Here is a 14,574-nt window from a genome sequence, read left to right as displayed (position 1 = left end):
AGAAGAGGGGGGAAACTGTTATGCAGGCATGGAGGGAATGTATATGCTTTAAAGCAAGATCTTTTGAAAGTAATAAACATTTAAATAGAGCGCTTATAGGTTTACGCTCAACAAATAATAAACTAGTCCCAGCGAATTGTAAACTGCTCGGACAATAATGCTTAAAATGTACTTATTTTAGTGAAAAGGATGCTTCGGATTGCAGCATAGAGCTTATCGATGAAATCATAAACAATGTAATCAAATTGAGAACAATGTATAACTACTTGATTTACCTACGATCTGGGTCGCAAAAGACGGCTGTAGAACTACCTGATGAGTATTTGATTTTCGAGACAAATTAGTTTTACTCCCAACTTATATATGATTGGCAGATGACCGAAACTGAATTTAGCCCATTAATGAATAATAGATAATGAATAGACTGTTTTCAATATTAGTTTCCGCGATTTTATTTTCAAATTGTCACAACGATTCGAAACATAAGCCTGATAGGATGAGTGTATCGGAACAGCAAACTGTTTTGGATGCGTTAGGTAGTCACATGCACCCTAGCATTACCGATCTCACCGAAGCAAAGCGTGTTCCGGCCAATCAGTTTTTATTGGCGAGCTATTATCCATTGACTCCAGCGGAAACTAAGGCCATGGAACTCGCTTCTAAGCAGCCAGGCAGCTTCGCAACGGATTTAGCGGACGAAATACATTGCACGCTCACACGTGTTGAACTTAGGAATGAAAAAAACGAAGAAGTGAGCTTGCTGGATACCGTTCAAAATCCATTGTATCTGCAACGTTTTGGTCTTTGGGACCATGATCATAAACTCTGTCAAAATGTGGGTATAACGATACAAACGAGACAATTTTTTTCTAAATTAAAAGGTTCGGTCCAGCTCAAATTACAAATTGATCAAGGACCTGAAAAGCTTTTTGATATCCCAATAGAAATCAGTATAAACGATAACTTAAAGTAGCAGCGTCCATCACCGATCGCAACTGCTAGGCTATCTCTTTTCCATAATATAATTTACTAAATTCATATATTTATTTCGTTTTATTTATGCCTCGGTATTTGAATGAAGATGAAATTAAAGCTAGACTACGATTAGGAAAGTATGTGGAGCAATGACTGGTAGCATGTACCGCTTCCCATCGGAATCCCATTTTTGCAGCGAAATACACTTCAGTCAATTGATGTTTTCGAATGACAAAGGCAGCTTCTTTTTGTGTACTTTCGGTTAACCTTATCAATTTATAACTTTCATAAACAATAAGCCCCTTCTCTGCAAGTCGTTTCATTATACTGTTTACAGTGGGCATTTGCCGTCGCAACACCCTTTTACTGGGTCAGGGCAAACAGCACTTTTAAATAGTTCTCTTCTGTATATGAGATCATGAATCAAATATAAGATTGTTAGGTCATACTAAAAAAAAGTATACAAATAATTTTGTTAGTTGATTCTAACTTTGTAGTTTTGTTTTTATAAATTTGAAGTTGCAATGGTAGATGTTAGATCAAAACAATTTTTTCTTACGGCTGTTTTAGGGATCGCATCGATAGCTGTTTACACGTAAACGGGAACGCTACATGGGAAAATTATCGACGTTGACAGTAAAGCCCTGCCTGCCGCCACAGTATTCTTTCCCCAGTTAAAAATTTACACTAAGTCTAACAGTCTTGCCAAATTATATCTTGCAATCAGTGCCGTTTGATACTTATCAGCTCGAGGCTACTTTTGTGAGGTATGGGATTTTTAGCCGAGCAGTCAAGATTGACCGGGCGAATGAAAGACAGGATATCAAACAGTTCAATAATCCGTACAACAGCCTGGACGAAGTCGTGGTGTCAGGTACGATGAAGAAAATTTTCAAATTGGATAATCCGATACAAATTAATACCAAACTATGGAATATGTAATCACACTCTTGGAGTATACACGTAAATCCTTGGAGCAAGAAATCAGGGATGGGGATCTATTGAGGAACAATATGCCCAAGGCAACACGTTTGCTTAGGCAGATAAAGGAACTGAAACGTGGTATCAAGATATTACGTGCGAAATTGAATTAAAAAATAATGATGTTGAAATCGAATTTTTATGCTTAATGATATCATAGACTATCTCGGAACCATAGATCCCGTTTTAGCGGCACTGTATGCTACACTTTTTACCTGGCTGATCACCGCGCTGGGTGCCGCATTTGTTTTTTTGTTTAAAGAATTGAACCGAAATGTGATGGATGTGATGTTGGGATTTACAGGTGGAGTTATGGTTGCTGCCAGTATATGGAGTCTACTTATTCCGGCGATTGATATGAGCCAGGGGGAGGGGTTTGCGCAGGTTTTTCCAGCGGCAGTAGGTTTTCTGGTGGGAGCCGGTTTTCTCTATGCAGTGGACAAGCTGTTGCCGCATATGCATCCCAATTTTAAACAGGTAGAAGGTGTAAAAACACCTTGGCAAAAAACGACCCTAATGGTTCTTGCTATTACCATGCACAATATCCCCGAAGGTTTGGCCGTCGGTGTACTTTTTGGTGGAGTTGCTGCGGGTATTCCCGAAGCAACCGTTGGTGGAGCGGTTGCGCTTGCATTCGGTATTGGACTTCAAAATTTTCCGGAAGGTATTGCTGTTGCAATGCCGCTCAGGCGGATGGGAATGAGCCGACGTAAAAGTTTTATGTATGGGCAATCATCCGCTATTGTAGAGCCTGTAGCAGGCATGCTCGGTGCAATTGCGGTAACTACTTTTACTCCAATATTGCCTTTTGCTCTGGCTTTCGCAGCTGGAGCAATGATCTTTGTCGTCGTGGAGGAAGTAATTCCCGAGGCCCAGCAAAATAAAGGATCTGATTTGGCCACAGCTGGATTTATATTGGGGTTTATATTGATGATGGTATTGGATGTTGCACTGGCTTAAGAGAAAAGACAAAATGAATCAAAAATCACTTGTGGCTATTGAATCAACCTGGAAGCAGTTTACGCTTTCCGCGAATACATTCTTTGAAGAAAAACAGTATGATCGTGCGCTCTCGCAATATCGGCAGGCTCTATCAAAAGCAGAAGCTTTAAATGAGCAACCTGAAAAATGCAGACACCTCGCAATTCCAAGCATACAGATATATATAATTTCGTGTAATAACCTCTCCAATATCCACATTGCTCTTGGCCATTTAGAGGAGGCTGAGCTGATGCTCAAGAGAGTTATTTATTACTTATTTCATTTAGTAGATGAATATCCTTCAATAAAAGAAGAAATCTTAAAAGAACTTGGAAGAGCAGTTACAGAACTTCTTTCATTCGGGAAACTTTATGGCGGGTCTCAGGACTATAATGAGAGTCTTCTCGCGATGTTGAAAGAAGTTAGAGCAATGTGAGTATATATTATTAATTGTCTGCAGGCCAAAGAATTTGTGCATTTTATGGTGCAGAGACAAATATATCGTTGCTGGAGAGTACAAATGCTATGGAGCGTATATTCTTCCTTCGACTTTTCGGGGGTAGCGGTTTCGTGGCTTTTTGGGTTACGCTCCAAACTGCTTTAAATGGTGGTTGCAATGTTTGTATATGAACTGACCTAATTGGGCTCTGGACATTCTACCAAAGAACCAATGTACAAATGTATCTTTTTCAAATGTTTCATATTTCTCGATTAATAATTTCCAATTTCGTTTCTCCATTTCTAAATCATGTATGTCTTCATTTACGATAAATACAGAGGATGTGGATGCATTTTTGCCAAAACTTGTTGTTTCATCTTTCAATATCCCCTTTATCGCATTTTGACCAAACATTCGCCCTAAAAATGAACGCTTAACCTTTATGGATCCTTGGTAATATTGTTCACATAATATACAATGCCTGACCATTTGTGTTACTGTCATTTTTCCCCAAAGAGCATCGCTGTCCTGGTGTAATAAATTAATTCTTTCGATGACCGCTTCTCTTATGTTTTTCTCAAATATTGATTTCATATTAGGAACATTTATCTATTCTATCTGGATGTTGATCATTTGCAGTCTTACAAATCTAACAGATTTGTTCTTCGATCGACTTGGCATAGGATAAGAAATAGAACTGCATATCTAACGCATTGCATCTCGTTGATAGTCTAATATACCGGATAATTTTTCGAACGAGATATTCTGAAAACGGATTTTTCGCCCTGGGTCAAACTGCCGGAAGTACCTCAAGTTTGATGGATAAAATATTAAAATTTATGGTGGTTTAACCAGAAGATATTTCAACTATATGAGATGAAGTGGAGGTAATATAAATAAATCGGCTCGTTGGACCAATTTTAAATATCATTAGCTAAATATGAATAGACAAATTACACAAAAAAACTTAAAAGACAATACATTCTTTTGGTATACCTATATTAAATGGTTCAATGAGTACGATGACATCAACGAGATCAAAATAGGATGAGCATCTTATGAAAAGAAGAATCATGCAAATGTTAAGGGGTGAGTTCAGTTTTTTTAAGTTTTGTTTTTCTTGCATTCTTTATTGTCTGCTTGCCTTGTTGCTTGTTAGCTGTATGGGAGGCTTAATTGCCATTTTGCTAATTTCTTGGTAAGAAGAAGGCAATTTGTACCCTGTCTACTAATGGATTGAAAAGCTAAAATTGTTCAATTGGTGTGCGTAAATAGATAAGATATGAGTTCCATTTAATTCAAACATAGAGAAATGCAGGGTGCTGTGCATGATTCCTATGAATATTTATCCTAATATTATACCTGTTCATGGCCGTTGAAATCTTGGATCAGTTAAAAATTCCTTGTCTGTTAGCGTTTTTAAAAATGCGATAATTTTGCTTTTTTCACTGGCAGAAAGCGTAATGCCTATTTTGCCATTTTGCTGTAACTCTCCATCCAGATTAGAATTCTGCTTTATGCCTGCTGTATAATGGTCTAGCACCTCTTCCAGTGTCCCGAGTCTCCCATCATGCATGTAGGGCGCCGTGACTTCAATATTTCGGAGTGAGGGCACACGAAACTTTCCAACATCAGTTGCTAAATGCGTCCAGCTACTTTTTCCGGGATCTCTTGATATAAGGTCTAGGCCATTATTACGATAACTCATATCTGTGAATAATGGCTCCTGGTGGCATACGCTGCAATTTTTTTTAAATAAGGTATACCCCTGTTTCTCCGTATCCGTAAAGATGCCACCATTTTCATGCCTTGTATATTTGTCGTACCGTGAATTTGCGGACACGAGCATAGTCATGAACTGTGCAAGTGCGTTCAGCACTTTTGTCGAATCTATAGCTGTTGAACCAAAAGCAGTTTTAAAAAATCCTTTATAATTGCTGTTCGACTGAAGTTTGTCAACTGCGCCCTTCATGCTGTTGGCGATTTCACAAGGATTGGTAATGGCGTTGTGAGACGATAGTTGCAATTCTTTGATGCGTCCATCCCACATAAATTCCTTTTGCCAGGCAAGATTAAATAATGTCGGAGCATTTCTTGTTCCGGTACATTGTTTCATCCCTTGACTCAACGCCTTATTTTCGTCTGAAAAAGCTGCAGCTGCCTGATGGCAGCTTGCACATGAAATGGAATTGTTTAGGGAGAGCACCCGATCATAGAAGAGAAGCCTTCCAAGTTGAAATCCAGCCGGGGTTATCTGTTTTTGATCAAATGCGGCATTAGGATGGGGAAAGTTGGCTGGTACAGTAAAGTCTAGCTTTACCAACGCTGCGTCATAATTTAAGGTGGAAGGCCGGATATGGTATCCCACAAAAATAATGATCAGATTTATGAACGCTATACTAGCTACGATTATCGTTTTCTTATTCATTCCGCCTCCATGATAGGTTTGAGAATACGTCTGTCGATATAAAGTGTGCCGAAGGGGATAAGGCAAGCAAGCAATACTTTCCAAGTTGTTTGCCTGAATTTCCAGTGCCTTTCGACCCCCACACTGAGGGTTGATATAACAAACCATAAAAAGAGGATACCATGAATCGGTCCAAGCGCTTTAACTAGCATGGGCTGTTGTCCCCAATATTTTAGTGGTACCGCAATAAAGACAAGGATAAGTAGCGAAATACCTTCCAGATAACTGATCAGGCGCAGACGGCCTAACTGTGTTTTAAGAATTTGATTTAACATTTGTACATTGAAAATTTGTAGCGTATAATAAATTGATTTAGAATGAGCGTAGATAGGGGCGTGCTGACAGCGGGGAAAACGGCCATGGAATTGCGATTAGTATAAGAAATAATGCTAGGGTAAACCAGCATAACATGGTTCGATATTTGGCCTGATCATCTTGTATCCGTTTAGCCTTAGCTGACCCGATAGTAATCAACACGATTGCCAATACTGCAAGTGAAATATGGACATATTTGAAGAAAACATGCGGATTAGTCATCGAATCCAATGCGTCATTCGTGTTGGCCAGCACAATAGGGCTTTGGATATAAAGTGCCATTCCGATCAATAACTGAATATGGGCAATGGTTGCAGTCCAGTGACGAACGGCGTTGGTCTTGGGACTAAATTTTTTTTTCAATCTCAATCCGCTCAAGGCAGTGAATATGGCATAAATTAAACTACCTAAGACAAGCCATCGAATAGCCGAATGACAAACAAGAAAAAAGTAATACATAACATGTTTTTTTAGTGATAATAGATAAAAGCTCGTTATTTTGCTGACCGATGTTTATGGTCTTCTAGTCGTGTGACCAAATCTTCCCGGGATCCACCATTGTAAACATGCTTTAAACCTCTAGATTTCAATAAACCTATAGCCCTGATGCTCCTCACACCGTGTGAACAATAGGTTATGATGGGACGCGTGGAATCGAATTGATTCAAGGAGACAAATTCAATACTGTCTATCGGCATATTGATCGCAGCCACTATATGCCCCTTTTCAAATTCTGTGGGGCTGCGAACGTCTAGTATGATGGGATTACTAAGAAGTACGCGGTCCAATGTGCTATCAGTTGTTGATAAACTAAATAATTTGTAAAGGCTTAATATGGATACAAATAATAGGAGAAAAAAACCGCGGTATATCATATTATAAACAATGAATTATAAAAAAAAAGTACTAACTAGTATGTTTTTGTCTAAATGCTTAAATGATGAAATTTCTAACTTAAAAACTGCTTCAATGTTATGGAAATAAAATAACATACTATGTAGTATGTTTGCAAACATATTAAAAGAATCTAGTGTTTCGATTTTGTTAGGGTCATTTTACAGTCAAAAACATCTTATATACAATTAGCGCTAAATAGCCCAGTAATAGTGGTGAAGTGACTATTTCTTTTAATTTTTCAGTTTTACTTAAGAATGACAAGCGAGGTGTACAAGCAGTGCATTTGCTCTGTATATTTGCGACATACTAATTGGTATGTTTATGTCAAAAGCGCAGGCAACAAGATCTGATATTCTCACAAGAGCGATGGAATTAATATACAAGCAAGGTTTTCAATCGACCAGTATTGATGACATCTTGGCTACAACACAAGTGACCAAAGGAGCCTTTTACTATCATTTCAAAAATAAAGAAGAGATGGGTATAGCGTTGATAGAAGAAGCTATGCATACGGAGATTTGGCCTGGCATTCAAAGTTCATTGTCATCAAGCTCAAATTTTAGAGATAACATTTATAAAATGATGGATAAACTTCTCTTTAAACATCCGTTTATGACGGTTGAGCATGGTTGTCCGGCTGTAAATCTTATCCAGGAGATGGCACCGCTGAATGAAGCATTTCGGTTGGCATTGAAAAAATCGTTGAATAAATGGGAGAGAGCGATCGAAGCTGAGATCATACGAGGGCAGGAGACAGGACAGTTAGCGCGTTCGCATGATGCCAAACAGATAGCGCTTCATATCATAACATTATACCATGGAGTCAGAAATATGGGTAAATTATTGGGAAAACCCTATTATGTATCATTCCTGAGCGAATTCCGACAATACCTTGATTCATTGAATTAAATTTTTTTAAACTTAAACATACTTTATAGTATGTTTTGGTTAGTTTCTTAAAATCTACTTTTTACATACTTAAACATACTGATTAGTATGTTTAAAAAAAATATTACCTACGATGAAATCCTATTTGTATTCAAAAACATACCATATAGTATGTTTTAATTATTGGAGTCAACATTTAATTATGCTTGCACTAATACCAGCTCACCCATCAATCCCAAAATATCTATAAAATAATGCCATACAGAAATTCTATATTACTTATCTGGATACTCACCATTGCTATAAATGGTTTAATCCTGCTTACTTTTTTCTTGCCCAAAGTAAGCTTGGTAGCAGGCTGTGATTATTCCAACCTGCCCATGCTCAATGCAATTTTAAATGGTTTAACGTTCTTTGCGTTGTTATTTGCATTGTTTGCCGTTCGTCGTAAAAACATACTCCTGCATCGAAGTTCCATATTTCTTGCCTTCTCCTTTACCTCCTTATTCCTGTTTTCTTATTTGCTCTATCATTTTTCCATGCCCTCTACTAACTATAAAGGCGATGGCCTATTGCGAGGGGTTTACTACTTTATTTTGCTCACGCACGTTGTGCTGGCTGCTATTATTGTACCCCTTGGGCTTTTAGCCCTGGCTTTTGCGCTAAATAATCGAATTAGTCAGCACCGCAAGATTGCCCGGTGGACTATGCCGATCTGGTTGTATGTTAGTTTTACTGGAGTGGTCGTATACTTACTGATTAATCCGTACTACCAGCACTAAATAATTTAAGAAACTCAACAGTCACTCATATTCTCATACATTTCAATAATATCAAATCAAATTTTATGAAAAAAAATCTGTTACTCGGAATAGCAATTCCAGTTATCATATTTTCTTCCTGCAAATCTGGGCATCAACCTGCTCAGGAGCTAAGTATCCCTGAGGTTCCCGTAATGGTTTTAAACAAGACCGATACGGTTGTTTATACAGAGTATCCCGCACAGTTGGAAGGGCTTACGGATGTCGAAATACGCCCTCAGGTAAATGGGATCCTGGAAAAGGTTTTGGTTCAGGAAGGAGCCTATGTTGAAAAGGGCAAAGCGCTCTTCCTGATCGATTCACGCCCATACCAAGAAGCCTACAACGATGCGAAAGCGCAACTGTCCATTGCGCAAGCAGAAGTACAGACAGCAAAAATTGAGGTCGAAAAGCTAAAAGCGCTCGTGGATAATCGAGTCGTATCAAACTATCAGTTGAAAACTGCACAGGCTAGTTATGATGCAGCGGTAGCTGGGGAGCGAAAAGCGATGGCAAAAATAGAAAATGCCAAAATCACCTTAAACTTTACCACCATTAAAGCTCCTGTAAGTGGTTACATCGGCCGTCTGGGAAAGAAAACCGGCAGTCTTGTTGCTCCTTCCGATGCCCAGTCATTGACCTATCTTTCCGACAACAGGGAGGTACACGCTTATTTTTCTGTTGGAGAAGCTGATTTTGTCGCCTTCAAAGATGGCCTTCAAGGTCGTTCAATCGACGAAAAATTAAAGAACAGCGCTGAGGTAAATTTGGTGCTTTCTGGTGGAACTGATTATCCCGTAACAGGTAGACTTGATATGGTTGATGCAGCATTTGACAGGTCTACAGGAGCAATCACCCTAAGGGCTACTTTTCCCAATAAGCAAGGTTTACTTCGTTCCGGCAATTCTGGCCGTATTAGACTTGGCCTGAGGCAACATGGTGTAGTTGCTGTACCCCAGGCAGCGACGTTCGAAATGCAGGACAAGCTCTTTGCCTATGTCGTTGACCAGCACAACAAAACCCGACAGGTCGCATTAACGGTTACCGGAGCTGCCGGAAACAGCTATTACATCTCCAGCGGCCTGGCTAGTGGGGACAGACTTATTTTAAAAGGGCTGGAGTCCCTTAAAGATGGAATGGCTGTTAAACCCGAAATATCATCCGATAAAATGGCGAGCAACTAGTCACCTTATTTTACTTATGCTAAAGACTATTATACCATGTTAAAAATTTTTATTGATAAGCCAGTTATTGCTACTGTGGTTTCCATCATGTTGGTCATTCTCGGCGCGGTAGGTCTGATGGATCTACCTATACAACAGTTTCCAGATATAGCACCTCCAGTGGTTCAGGTTTCGGCCAATTATCCCGGGGCAAATGCCGAAACGATGGTGCGTGCGGTAGCGCCACCGCTAGAGGAAGCCATTAATGGGGTTGAAAATATGACCTATATGAGTTCCACTTCGAGCAACGATGGTACACTCATCATATCTGTATACTTTAAGCTGGGCACAGATCCCGACCAGGCCGCTGTCAATGTACAGAACCGGGTTTCATCTGCTACGGGGTTGCTTCCGCCCGAAGTTGTGCAAGCCGGTATTACCACCCAAAAGGTGCAAAATTCACTTATTATGGCGATCAATTTGATGAGTGATAAGCCCGAATTGTATGACGCGACCTATTTGACCAATTATGCGCAGATAAACATCATTCCGGAGTTAAAACGTATACAGGGCGTTGGCCAGGTCAATTTCTATGGCAGTAATAGAGATTATTCGATGCGCATATGGCTCAATCCGGCACAAATGGCTGCTTACAATATCACACCTACAGAAGTGATGGCCGCTGTCAAAAGTAAAAATCAAGAAGCTGCCCCGGGGAGATTTGGTGAATCAAGTGACAGGTCTTTCGAGTATGTACTCAAATATGCAGGTAAGTATACCAGACCCGAGGACTATGGGAACATGATCATCAGGGCGAATAGCGATGGCAGTATGCTCAAACTTAAAGATATCGCCAAAGTTGAATTGGGTAGTTACACCTACAATTCAGTAAATACCGTACACGATAAAAAAAGTGTGCTATTCCAGGTTATACAGTTGCCGGGCACCAATTCGAGAGAAATACAGACGAAGGTGGCCGAATTTTTGAAAAAAGCAGAAAAAGATTTCCCTCCAGGGATCAAGCAGCAGATACTCTACAATACCAAGGATATGCTTGATCAATCCATTAATCAGGTAGAGCATACACTTCTGGAAGCCTTCATTTTAGTTTTTATCGTTGTATATATATTTTTACAGGATTTCCGGTCCACATTGATTCCAGCCATCGCTGTTCCGGTGGCGGTCATAGGTACCTTTTTCTTTATGTCCGTTTTCGGATTCTCCATTAACTTGCTCACGCTATTTGCACTCGTACTGGCCATAGGTATAGTCGTAGATGATGCCATTGTTGTTGTTGAGGCTGTACATTCCAAACTGGAGGATAAAAATATGACAGCCAAAAAAGCGACTATGTCCGCGATGCATGAGATCACTGGCGCCATTATATCGATTACCTTGGTCATGGCAGCAGTGTTTCTTCCTGTTGGTTTTATGAAAGGGTCTGCAGGTGTGTTCTACCGTCAGTTTGCCTTTACTTTAGCTATTGCAATTGTTATTTCTGCCTTGAATGCTTTGACCCTCAGTCCCGCATTATGTGCCTTGTTGTTGAAAGATGTCAATCATGATCATCATAGAGAGCCTACCAATTTTAAACAGCGTTTTTTCTACGCTTTCAATAAAGGCTTTGAAAATGTAACTGCGAAGTATGTTGGCGCAGTGAAAAAGCTGATCAAGTTTAAATGGGTAAGTCTTGCGGGGCTAGCACTCGTTGTTGTTATTACGGGCTGGCTTATTCGTCGGACTCCGACAGGATTTATCCCGTCAGAAGACCTGGGTTTTATTGCTATTTCGGTCAATCTTCCTCCGGGTTCGTCCATGAATAGGACGCAGGCAGTCCTCGATGAAGCGGCCGATAAGGTGCGGGATATGAAAGCGAAATTTGCATTCAATGAGGTAGCAGGCTTCAATGTGTTGACAAATTCCACCAGTCCATCATCCGGAGTAGCCTTTTTCAGGATGAAAAAAGATGGTGAGCGTGGAGAGATGAACGATGTTTCTGCTAATATTGCTGAAATTCAAAAACGACTCAATACGATAAAAGGTGCCCAGTGCTTTGTATTTTCTTTTCCTACCGTGCCGGGATTCAGCAATGTGGATGCGTTGGATCTTGTCCTCGAAGACAAAGCCGGCGGCAAGCTGGACAAATTTGGTGGAATTGCCAATAAATTTATCACCGAGTTGAGCAAACGCAAAGAAATAGCTGTTGCGTTTACCACCTTCCGCGCAGATTATCCGCAGTACGAGATGATTCTTGACCACGAAAAAATCGAACAATTGGAGGTGGATGAAAAAGATGTTCTGGGAACTATGCAATCTTTCTTCGGTAGTGCGCAAGTTTCCGATTTCAATCGCTTTGGTAAGTATTATCGGGTCATGGTACAAGCCGAAAAGCAAGAGCGTGCAGATCCGGCTTCAATGAATGAAGTCTATGTCAAGAACAGATCTGGCAAGATGGTTCCCATAAAAACCATGGTCAGTTTGAAAAGAGTCTTTGGCCCAGAAGTGATTACACGATATAACCTTTTCAACTCGATCGGTGTCAATGCTGTGCCCAAACCGGGCTATAGTACCGGTGACGCTATCCAAGCTGTCCGGGAAGTCGCAGCTGATGTATTGCCATCAGGTTACTCTTATGAATTTTCGGGAATGACTCGGGAAGAGATCTCGTCCGGCGGACAATCCGTGATTATTTTTTCTCTCTCTCTACTATTTGTTTACTTCCTGCTGTGCGCCCAGTATAACAGCTATATCCTTCCTTTGGCCGTCGTTTTTTCAGTTCCAACAGGTATCATTGGTGTTTTTGCAGCTATTGGCATGGCAGGCATTGACAATAATATCTATATCCAAGTTGCATTGATTATGCTGATTGGACTGCTGGCCAAAAATGCAATCCTGATCGTCGAATTTGCCGTACAGCGCAGACATGCAGGTCGTACATTGCTGCAATCGGCACTAGAGGCTGCCAAACTGCGTATCCGGCCCATTATTATGACTTCAATCGCGTTCGTAGCGGGTATTTCTCCTATGATGCGGGCCACAGGGCCATCAGCGATGGGAAACCATTCGATCAGTATAGGCGCTGCCGGCGGAATGATCAGCGGTGTCATTCTGGGATTGTTTATCATACCGGTGCTCTTCGTTGTGTTTCAGGCCCTACAGGAAAGAATCTCGGGTCGGAAAACACAACCAACTGCAGCAATCCAACCTGCTATCGAAGCTTAAGAAATATAAAAGAGACAATTTATGAGCTATTTAATTAAAAACTATCGTCAAATTATTCCAATCACAGCATTACTAGGCACCTTGGTTGGCTGTGCAATCACTAAAGACGTCCAGCTGCCCAAACCGGAGCTACCTGCGACTTTCCGTGGCGAGACCGAGCAAGATACGCTGGGTATTGCTATGCTGCCCTGGAAGAGTTTTTTTACGGATAAAATGTTGCAGGTATTGATTGATAGTACCCTGAAGAAAAACTTAGATATGCAGGTCGCGCTGAAAAATATTGAATCAGCACATCTGCTTGTGCGGCAGTCAAAGTGGAACAATCTACCTGTTATTGGTCTCAATGTAATGGGAAATACAAGTAATCCTTCCAACTATAGCCTTAATGGGATGACGGCAAGCCAGTTTTTAGGGGCCAATCATATCGAGGATTATTCCTTAGGAGCCAGTCTGTCTTGGGAAGCCGATATCTGGGGAAAGATACGTAATACCAACAAAGTGGCGCTCGCAGCTTATTTACAAAGTGACGAGGTTCGTAAAGCCTTGCAGACCGATCTGATAATCAGTGTTTCAAAAGGTTATTATAATCTTCTCATGCTAGATCAGCAACGTCGTGTCGCAGTAGCGAATATGGCATTAAATGATAGTACTTTGCGTATCACAAACGTTCAGTATAGGATGGGGCAGGCAACCTATTTGGCTGTCCAGCAAGCCGAGGCACAACGACTGGCAGTGGCGGAGCTGATCCCGCAACTCGAAAAGGAAATCATATTGCAGGAGAATGCGCTACATGTGCTTGCTGGTGAATTGCCGGGTATACAGCACAGGCGTGCTATGCTCGAAGAGATTAAATTTCCGGAGCAGCTGTCGACCGGTGTACCCATTGCTATAGTCCGGCGACGACCAGATGTTCGGAGCCACGAGCTGGAGCTGGTGATTGCGAATGCAAAAGTGGGCATTAGCAAAGCACAGATGTATCCTGCACTTCGCATTACTGCCGCCGGCGGAGTGGGAGCACTGAAAGCAAGCGATTGGTTCAATATTCCGGGGGCACTCTTTGGTACTGTGGGCGGAACTATCTTACAGCCATTACTTCAACATAAGGAACTTAGCACACAGTATAAGATAGCTGCTATTGAAAGAGAGAAAACAATTGTTGCGTTTCGAAAAACAGTATTGGGAGCGGTTGGAGAGGTATCCGATGCCATAGTAAAGATCGAGAAGCTGAAACAACAGCAGTACATTACAGCCCAACGTGTCAATACACTTCAGCAGGCCACTGCAAATGCCAATACCCTTTTCGTGAATGGCATGGCAAACTATCTCGAAGTGATTACAGCACAGGTTAATGTATTGCAGAGCGAACTCGATCTTGCATCTGTCCGACGTCAGGAGCTTTCTGCCATTGCCGACCTGTATCGCAGTCTGGGTGGCGGTGTAGAATGA

At 40.9% G+C, this 14,574-nt stretch carries 16 protein-coding genes; 10 read left to right on the top strand and 6 right to left on the bottom strand.

Translation table 11 applies throughout. The features are described 5' to 3' along the window. Window positions 1–496: 496 nt before the first annotated feature. The gene (locus HMAT_RS12275; RefSeq protein ID WP_104382971.1) at window positions 497–973 is read left to right on the top strand and encodes a hypothetical protein; all 477 of its coding nucleotides are present in this window, start codon (window positions 497–499) and stop codon (window positions 971–973) included. Between the two features lie 70 nt (window positions 974–1,043). Here the strand turns inward: HMAT_RS12275 and HMAT_RS12270 are convergent, their stop codons facing one another. Further along, entirely contained in the window at window positions 1,044–1,298 is a 255-nt protein-coding gene (locus HMAT_RS12270) for a metal-dependent transcriptional regulator (protein WP_233789219.1), read from the bottom strand. 379 nt (window positions 1,299–1,677) lie between these two features. Here HMAT_RS12270 and HMAT_RS12265 point away from each other — a divergent pair, with 379 nt between their 5' ends. From HMAT_RS12265 to HMAT_RS12255, 4 genes are read left to right on the top strand one after another with little or no spacing between them, the layout of a single operon-like run. Further along, the gene (locus HMAT_RS12265; RefSeq protein WP_104382969.1) at window positions 1,678–1,917 is read left to right on the top strand and encodes a hypothetical protein; all 240 of its coding nucleotides are present in this window, start codon (window positions 1,678–1,680) and stop codon (window positions 1,915–1,917) included. After that, window positions 1,905–2,069 carry a hypothetical protein gene (locus tag HMAT_RS27055; RefSeq protein ID WP_158655809.1) on the top strand — a complete coding sequence of 55 codons (165 nt, stop codon included), beginning with the start codon at window positions 1,905–1,907 and terminating at the stop codon, window positions 2,067–2,069. Before HMAT_RS12265 ends, HMAT_RS27055 begins: the two co-directional genes overlap by 13 nt. A 28-nt stretch (window positions 2,070–2,097) precedes the next feature. Then, window positions 2,098–2,916, top strand: a complete 819-nt coding sequence (locus tag HMAT_RS12260; RefSeq protein ID WP_104382968.1) for a ZIP family metal transporter — start codon at window positions 2,098–2,100, stop codon at window positions 2,914–2,916. Between the two features lie 13 nt (window positions 2,917–2,929). Continuing rightward, window positions 2,930–3,373 carry a tetratricopeptide repeat protein gene (locus HMAT_RS12255; protein WP_158655808.1) on the top strand — a complete coding sequence of 148 codons (444 nt, stop codon included), beginning with the start codon at window positions 2,930–2,932 and terminating at the stop codon, window positions 3,371–3,373. Between the two features lie 147 nt (window positions 3,374–3,520). Here HMAT_RS12255 and HMAT_RS12250 read toward each other — a convergent pair whose 3' ends face one another. From HMAT_RS12250 to HMAT_RS27765, 5 genes are all read right to left on the bottom strand, one after another. Then, entirely contained in the window at window positions 3,521–3,970 is a 450-nt protein-coding gene (locus tag HMAT_RS12250; protein WP_104382966.1) for a DUF1569 domain-containing protein, read from the bottom strand. A 772-nt stretch (window positions 3,971–4,742) separates the two neighbouring features. Then, window positions 4,743–5,804 carry a cytochrome-c peroxidase gene (locus HMAT_RS12245; protein WP_104382965.1) on the bottom strand — a complete coding sequence of 354 codons (1,062 nt, stop codon included), beginning with the start codon at window positions 5,802–5,804 and terminating at the stop codon, window positions 4,743–4,745. Next, window positions 5,801–6,118 carry a DUF3817 domain-containing protein gene (locus tag HMAT_RS12240; RefSeq protein WP_104382964.1) on the bottom strand — a complete coding sequence of 106 codons (318 nt, stop codon included), beginning with the start codon at window positions 6,116–6,118 and terminating at the stop codon, window positions 5,801–5,803. Before HMAT_RS12240 ends, HMAT_RS12245 begins: the two co-directional genes overlap by 4 nt. Before the next feature lie 37 nt (window positions 6,119–6,155). After that, window positions 6,156–6,617, bottom strand: coding sequence for a hypothetical protein (locus HMAT_RS12235; RefSeq protein ID WP_104382963.1), 462 nt, complete (start codon window positions 6,615–6,617; stop codon window positions 6,156–6,158). Window positions 6,618–6,652: 35 nt separating this feature from the next. Further along, window positions 6,653–7,033 (bottom strand): rhodanese-like domain-containing protein, encoded by a 381-nt coding sequence (locus HMAT_RS27765; protein ID WP_104382962.1) that lies wholly within the window; start codon window positions 7,031–7,033, stop codon window positions 6,653–6,655. Between the two features lie 343 nt (window positions 7,034–7,376). On the opposite strand from HMAT_RS27765, the gene HMAT_RS12225 reads away from it, so the two are divergent. From HMAT_RS12225 to HMAT_RS12205, 5 genes are all read left to right on the top strand, one after another. Continuing rightward, window positions 7,377–7,964 (top strand): TetR/AcrR family transcriptional regulator, encoded by a 588-nt coding sequence (locus tag HMAT_RS12225; protein WP_158655806.1) that lies wholly within the window; start codon window positions 7,377–7,379, stop codon window positions 7,962–7,964. 233 nt (window positions 7,965–8,197) lie between these two features. After that, window positions 8,198–8,725 (top strand): DUF420 domain-containing protein, encoded by a 528-nt coding sequence (locus tag HMAT_RS12220; protein WP_104382960.1) that lies wholly within the window; start codon window positions 8,198–8,200, stop codon window positions 8,723–8,725. Between the two features lie 65 nt (window positions 8,726–8,790). Next, window positions 8,791–9,927, top strand: a complete 1,137-nt coding sequence (locus HMAT_RS12215) for an efflux RND transporter periplasmic adaptor subunit (protein WP_104382959.1) — start codon at window positions 8,791–8,793, stop codon at window positions 9,925–9,927. 36 nt (window positions 9,928–9,963) lie between these two features. Further along, window positions 9,964–13,128, top strand: coding sequence for an efflux RND transporter permease subunit (locus HMAT_RS12210; protein ID WP_104382958.1), 3,165 nt, complete (start codon window positions 9,964–9,966; stop codon window positions 13,126–13,128). 21 nt (window positions 13,129–13,149) lie between these two features. Beyond that, a complete protein-coding gene (locus HMAT_RS12205; protein ID WP_199768612.1) occupies window positions 13,150–14,574 on the top strand; it encodes an efflux transporter outer membrane subunit in 1,425 nt (474 codons plus the stop codon).

It is taken from the genome of Sphingobacterium sp. HMA12 (genome assembly GCF_002933815.1).
In the GTDB taxonomy this organism is placed as follows: domain Bacteria; phylum Bacteroidota; class Bacteroidia; order Sphingobacteriales; family Sphingobacteriaceae; genus Sphingobacterium.
This window is presented reverse-complemented; position numbering and strand designations above follow the sequence as displayed.

What these genes read in the sequence shown, in the direction of transcription:
- HMAT_RS12275 (WP_104382971.1), top strand. Translation starts at nt 497, where the DNA reads ATGAGTGTATCGGAACAGCAAACTGTTTTGGATGCGTTAGGTAGTCAC.
- HMAT_RS12270 (WP_233789219.1), bottom strand. Translation starts at nt 1,298, where the DNA reads ATGAAACGACTTGCAGAGAAGGGGCTTATTGTTTATGAAAGTTATAAA.
- HMAT_RS27055 (WP_158655809.1), top strand. Translation starts at nt 1,905, where the DNA reads ATGGAATATGTAATCACACTCTTGGAGTATACACGTAAATCCTTGGAG.
- HMAT_RS12260 (WP_104382968.1), top strand. Translation starts at nt 2,098, where the DNA reads ATGCTTAATGATATCATAGACTATCTCGGAACCATAGATCCCGTTTTA.
- HMAT_RS12255 (WP_158655808.1), top strand. Translation starts at nt 2,930, where the DNA reads ATGAATCAAAAATCACTTGTGGCTATTGAATCAACCTGGAAGCAGTTT.
- HMAT_RS12250 (WP_104382966.1), bottom strand. Translation starts at nt 3,970, where the DNA reads ATGAAATCAATATTTGAGAAAAACATAAGAGAAGCGGTCATCGAAAGA.
- HMAT_RS12245 (WP_104382965.1), bottom strand. Translation starts at nt 5,804, where the DNA reads ATGAATAAGAAAACGATAATCGTAGCTAGTATAGCGTTCATAAATCTG.
- HMAT_RS12240 (WP_104382964.1), bottom strand. Translation starts at nt 6,118, where the DNA reads ATGTTAAATCAAATTCTTAAAACACAGTTAGGCCGTCTGCGCCTGATC.
- HMAT_RS12235 (WP_104382963.1), bottom strand. Translation starts at nt 6,617, where the DNA reads ATGTATTACTTTTTTCTTGTTTGTCATTCGGCTATTCGATGGCTTGTC.
- HMAT_RS27765 (WP_104382962.1), bottom strand. Translation starts at nt 7,033, where the DNA reads ATGATATACCGCGGTTTTTTTCTCCTATTATTTGTATCCATATTAAGC.
- HMAT_RS12225 (WP_158655806.1), top strand. Translation starts at nt 7,377, where the DNA reads ATGTCAAAAGCGCAGGCAACAAGATCTGATATTCTCACAAGAGCGATG.
- HMAT_RS12220 (WP_104382960.1), top strand. Translation starts at nt 8,198, where the DNA reads ATGCCATACAGAAATTCTATATTACTTATCTGGATACTCACCATTGCT.
- HMAT_RS12215 (WP_104382959.1), top strand. Translation starts at nt 8,791, where the DNA reads ATGAAAAAAAATCTGTTACTCGGAATAGCAATTCCAGTTATCATATTT.
- HMAT_RS12210 (WP_104382958.1), top strand. Translation starts at nt 9,964, where the DNA reads ATGTTAAAAATTTTTATTGATAAGCCAGTTATTGCTACTGTGGTTTCC.
- HMAT_RS12205 (WP_199768612.1), top strand. Translation starts at nt 13,150, where the DNA reads ATGAGCTATTTAATTAAAAACTATCGTCAAATTATTCCAATCACAGCA.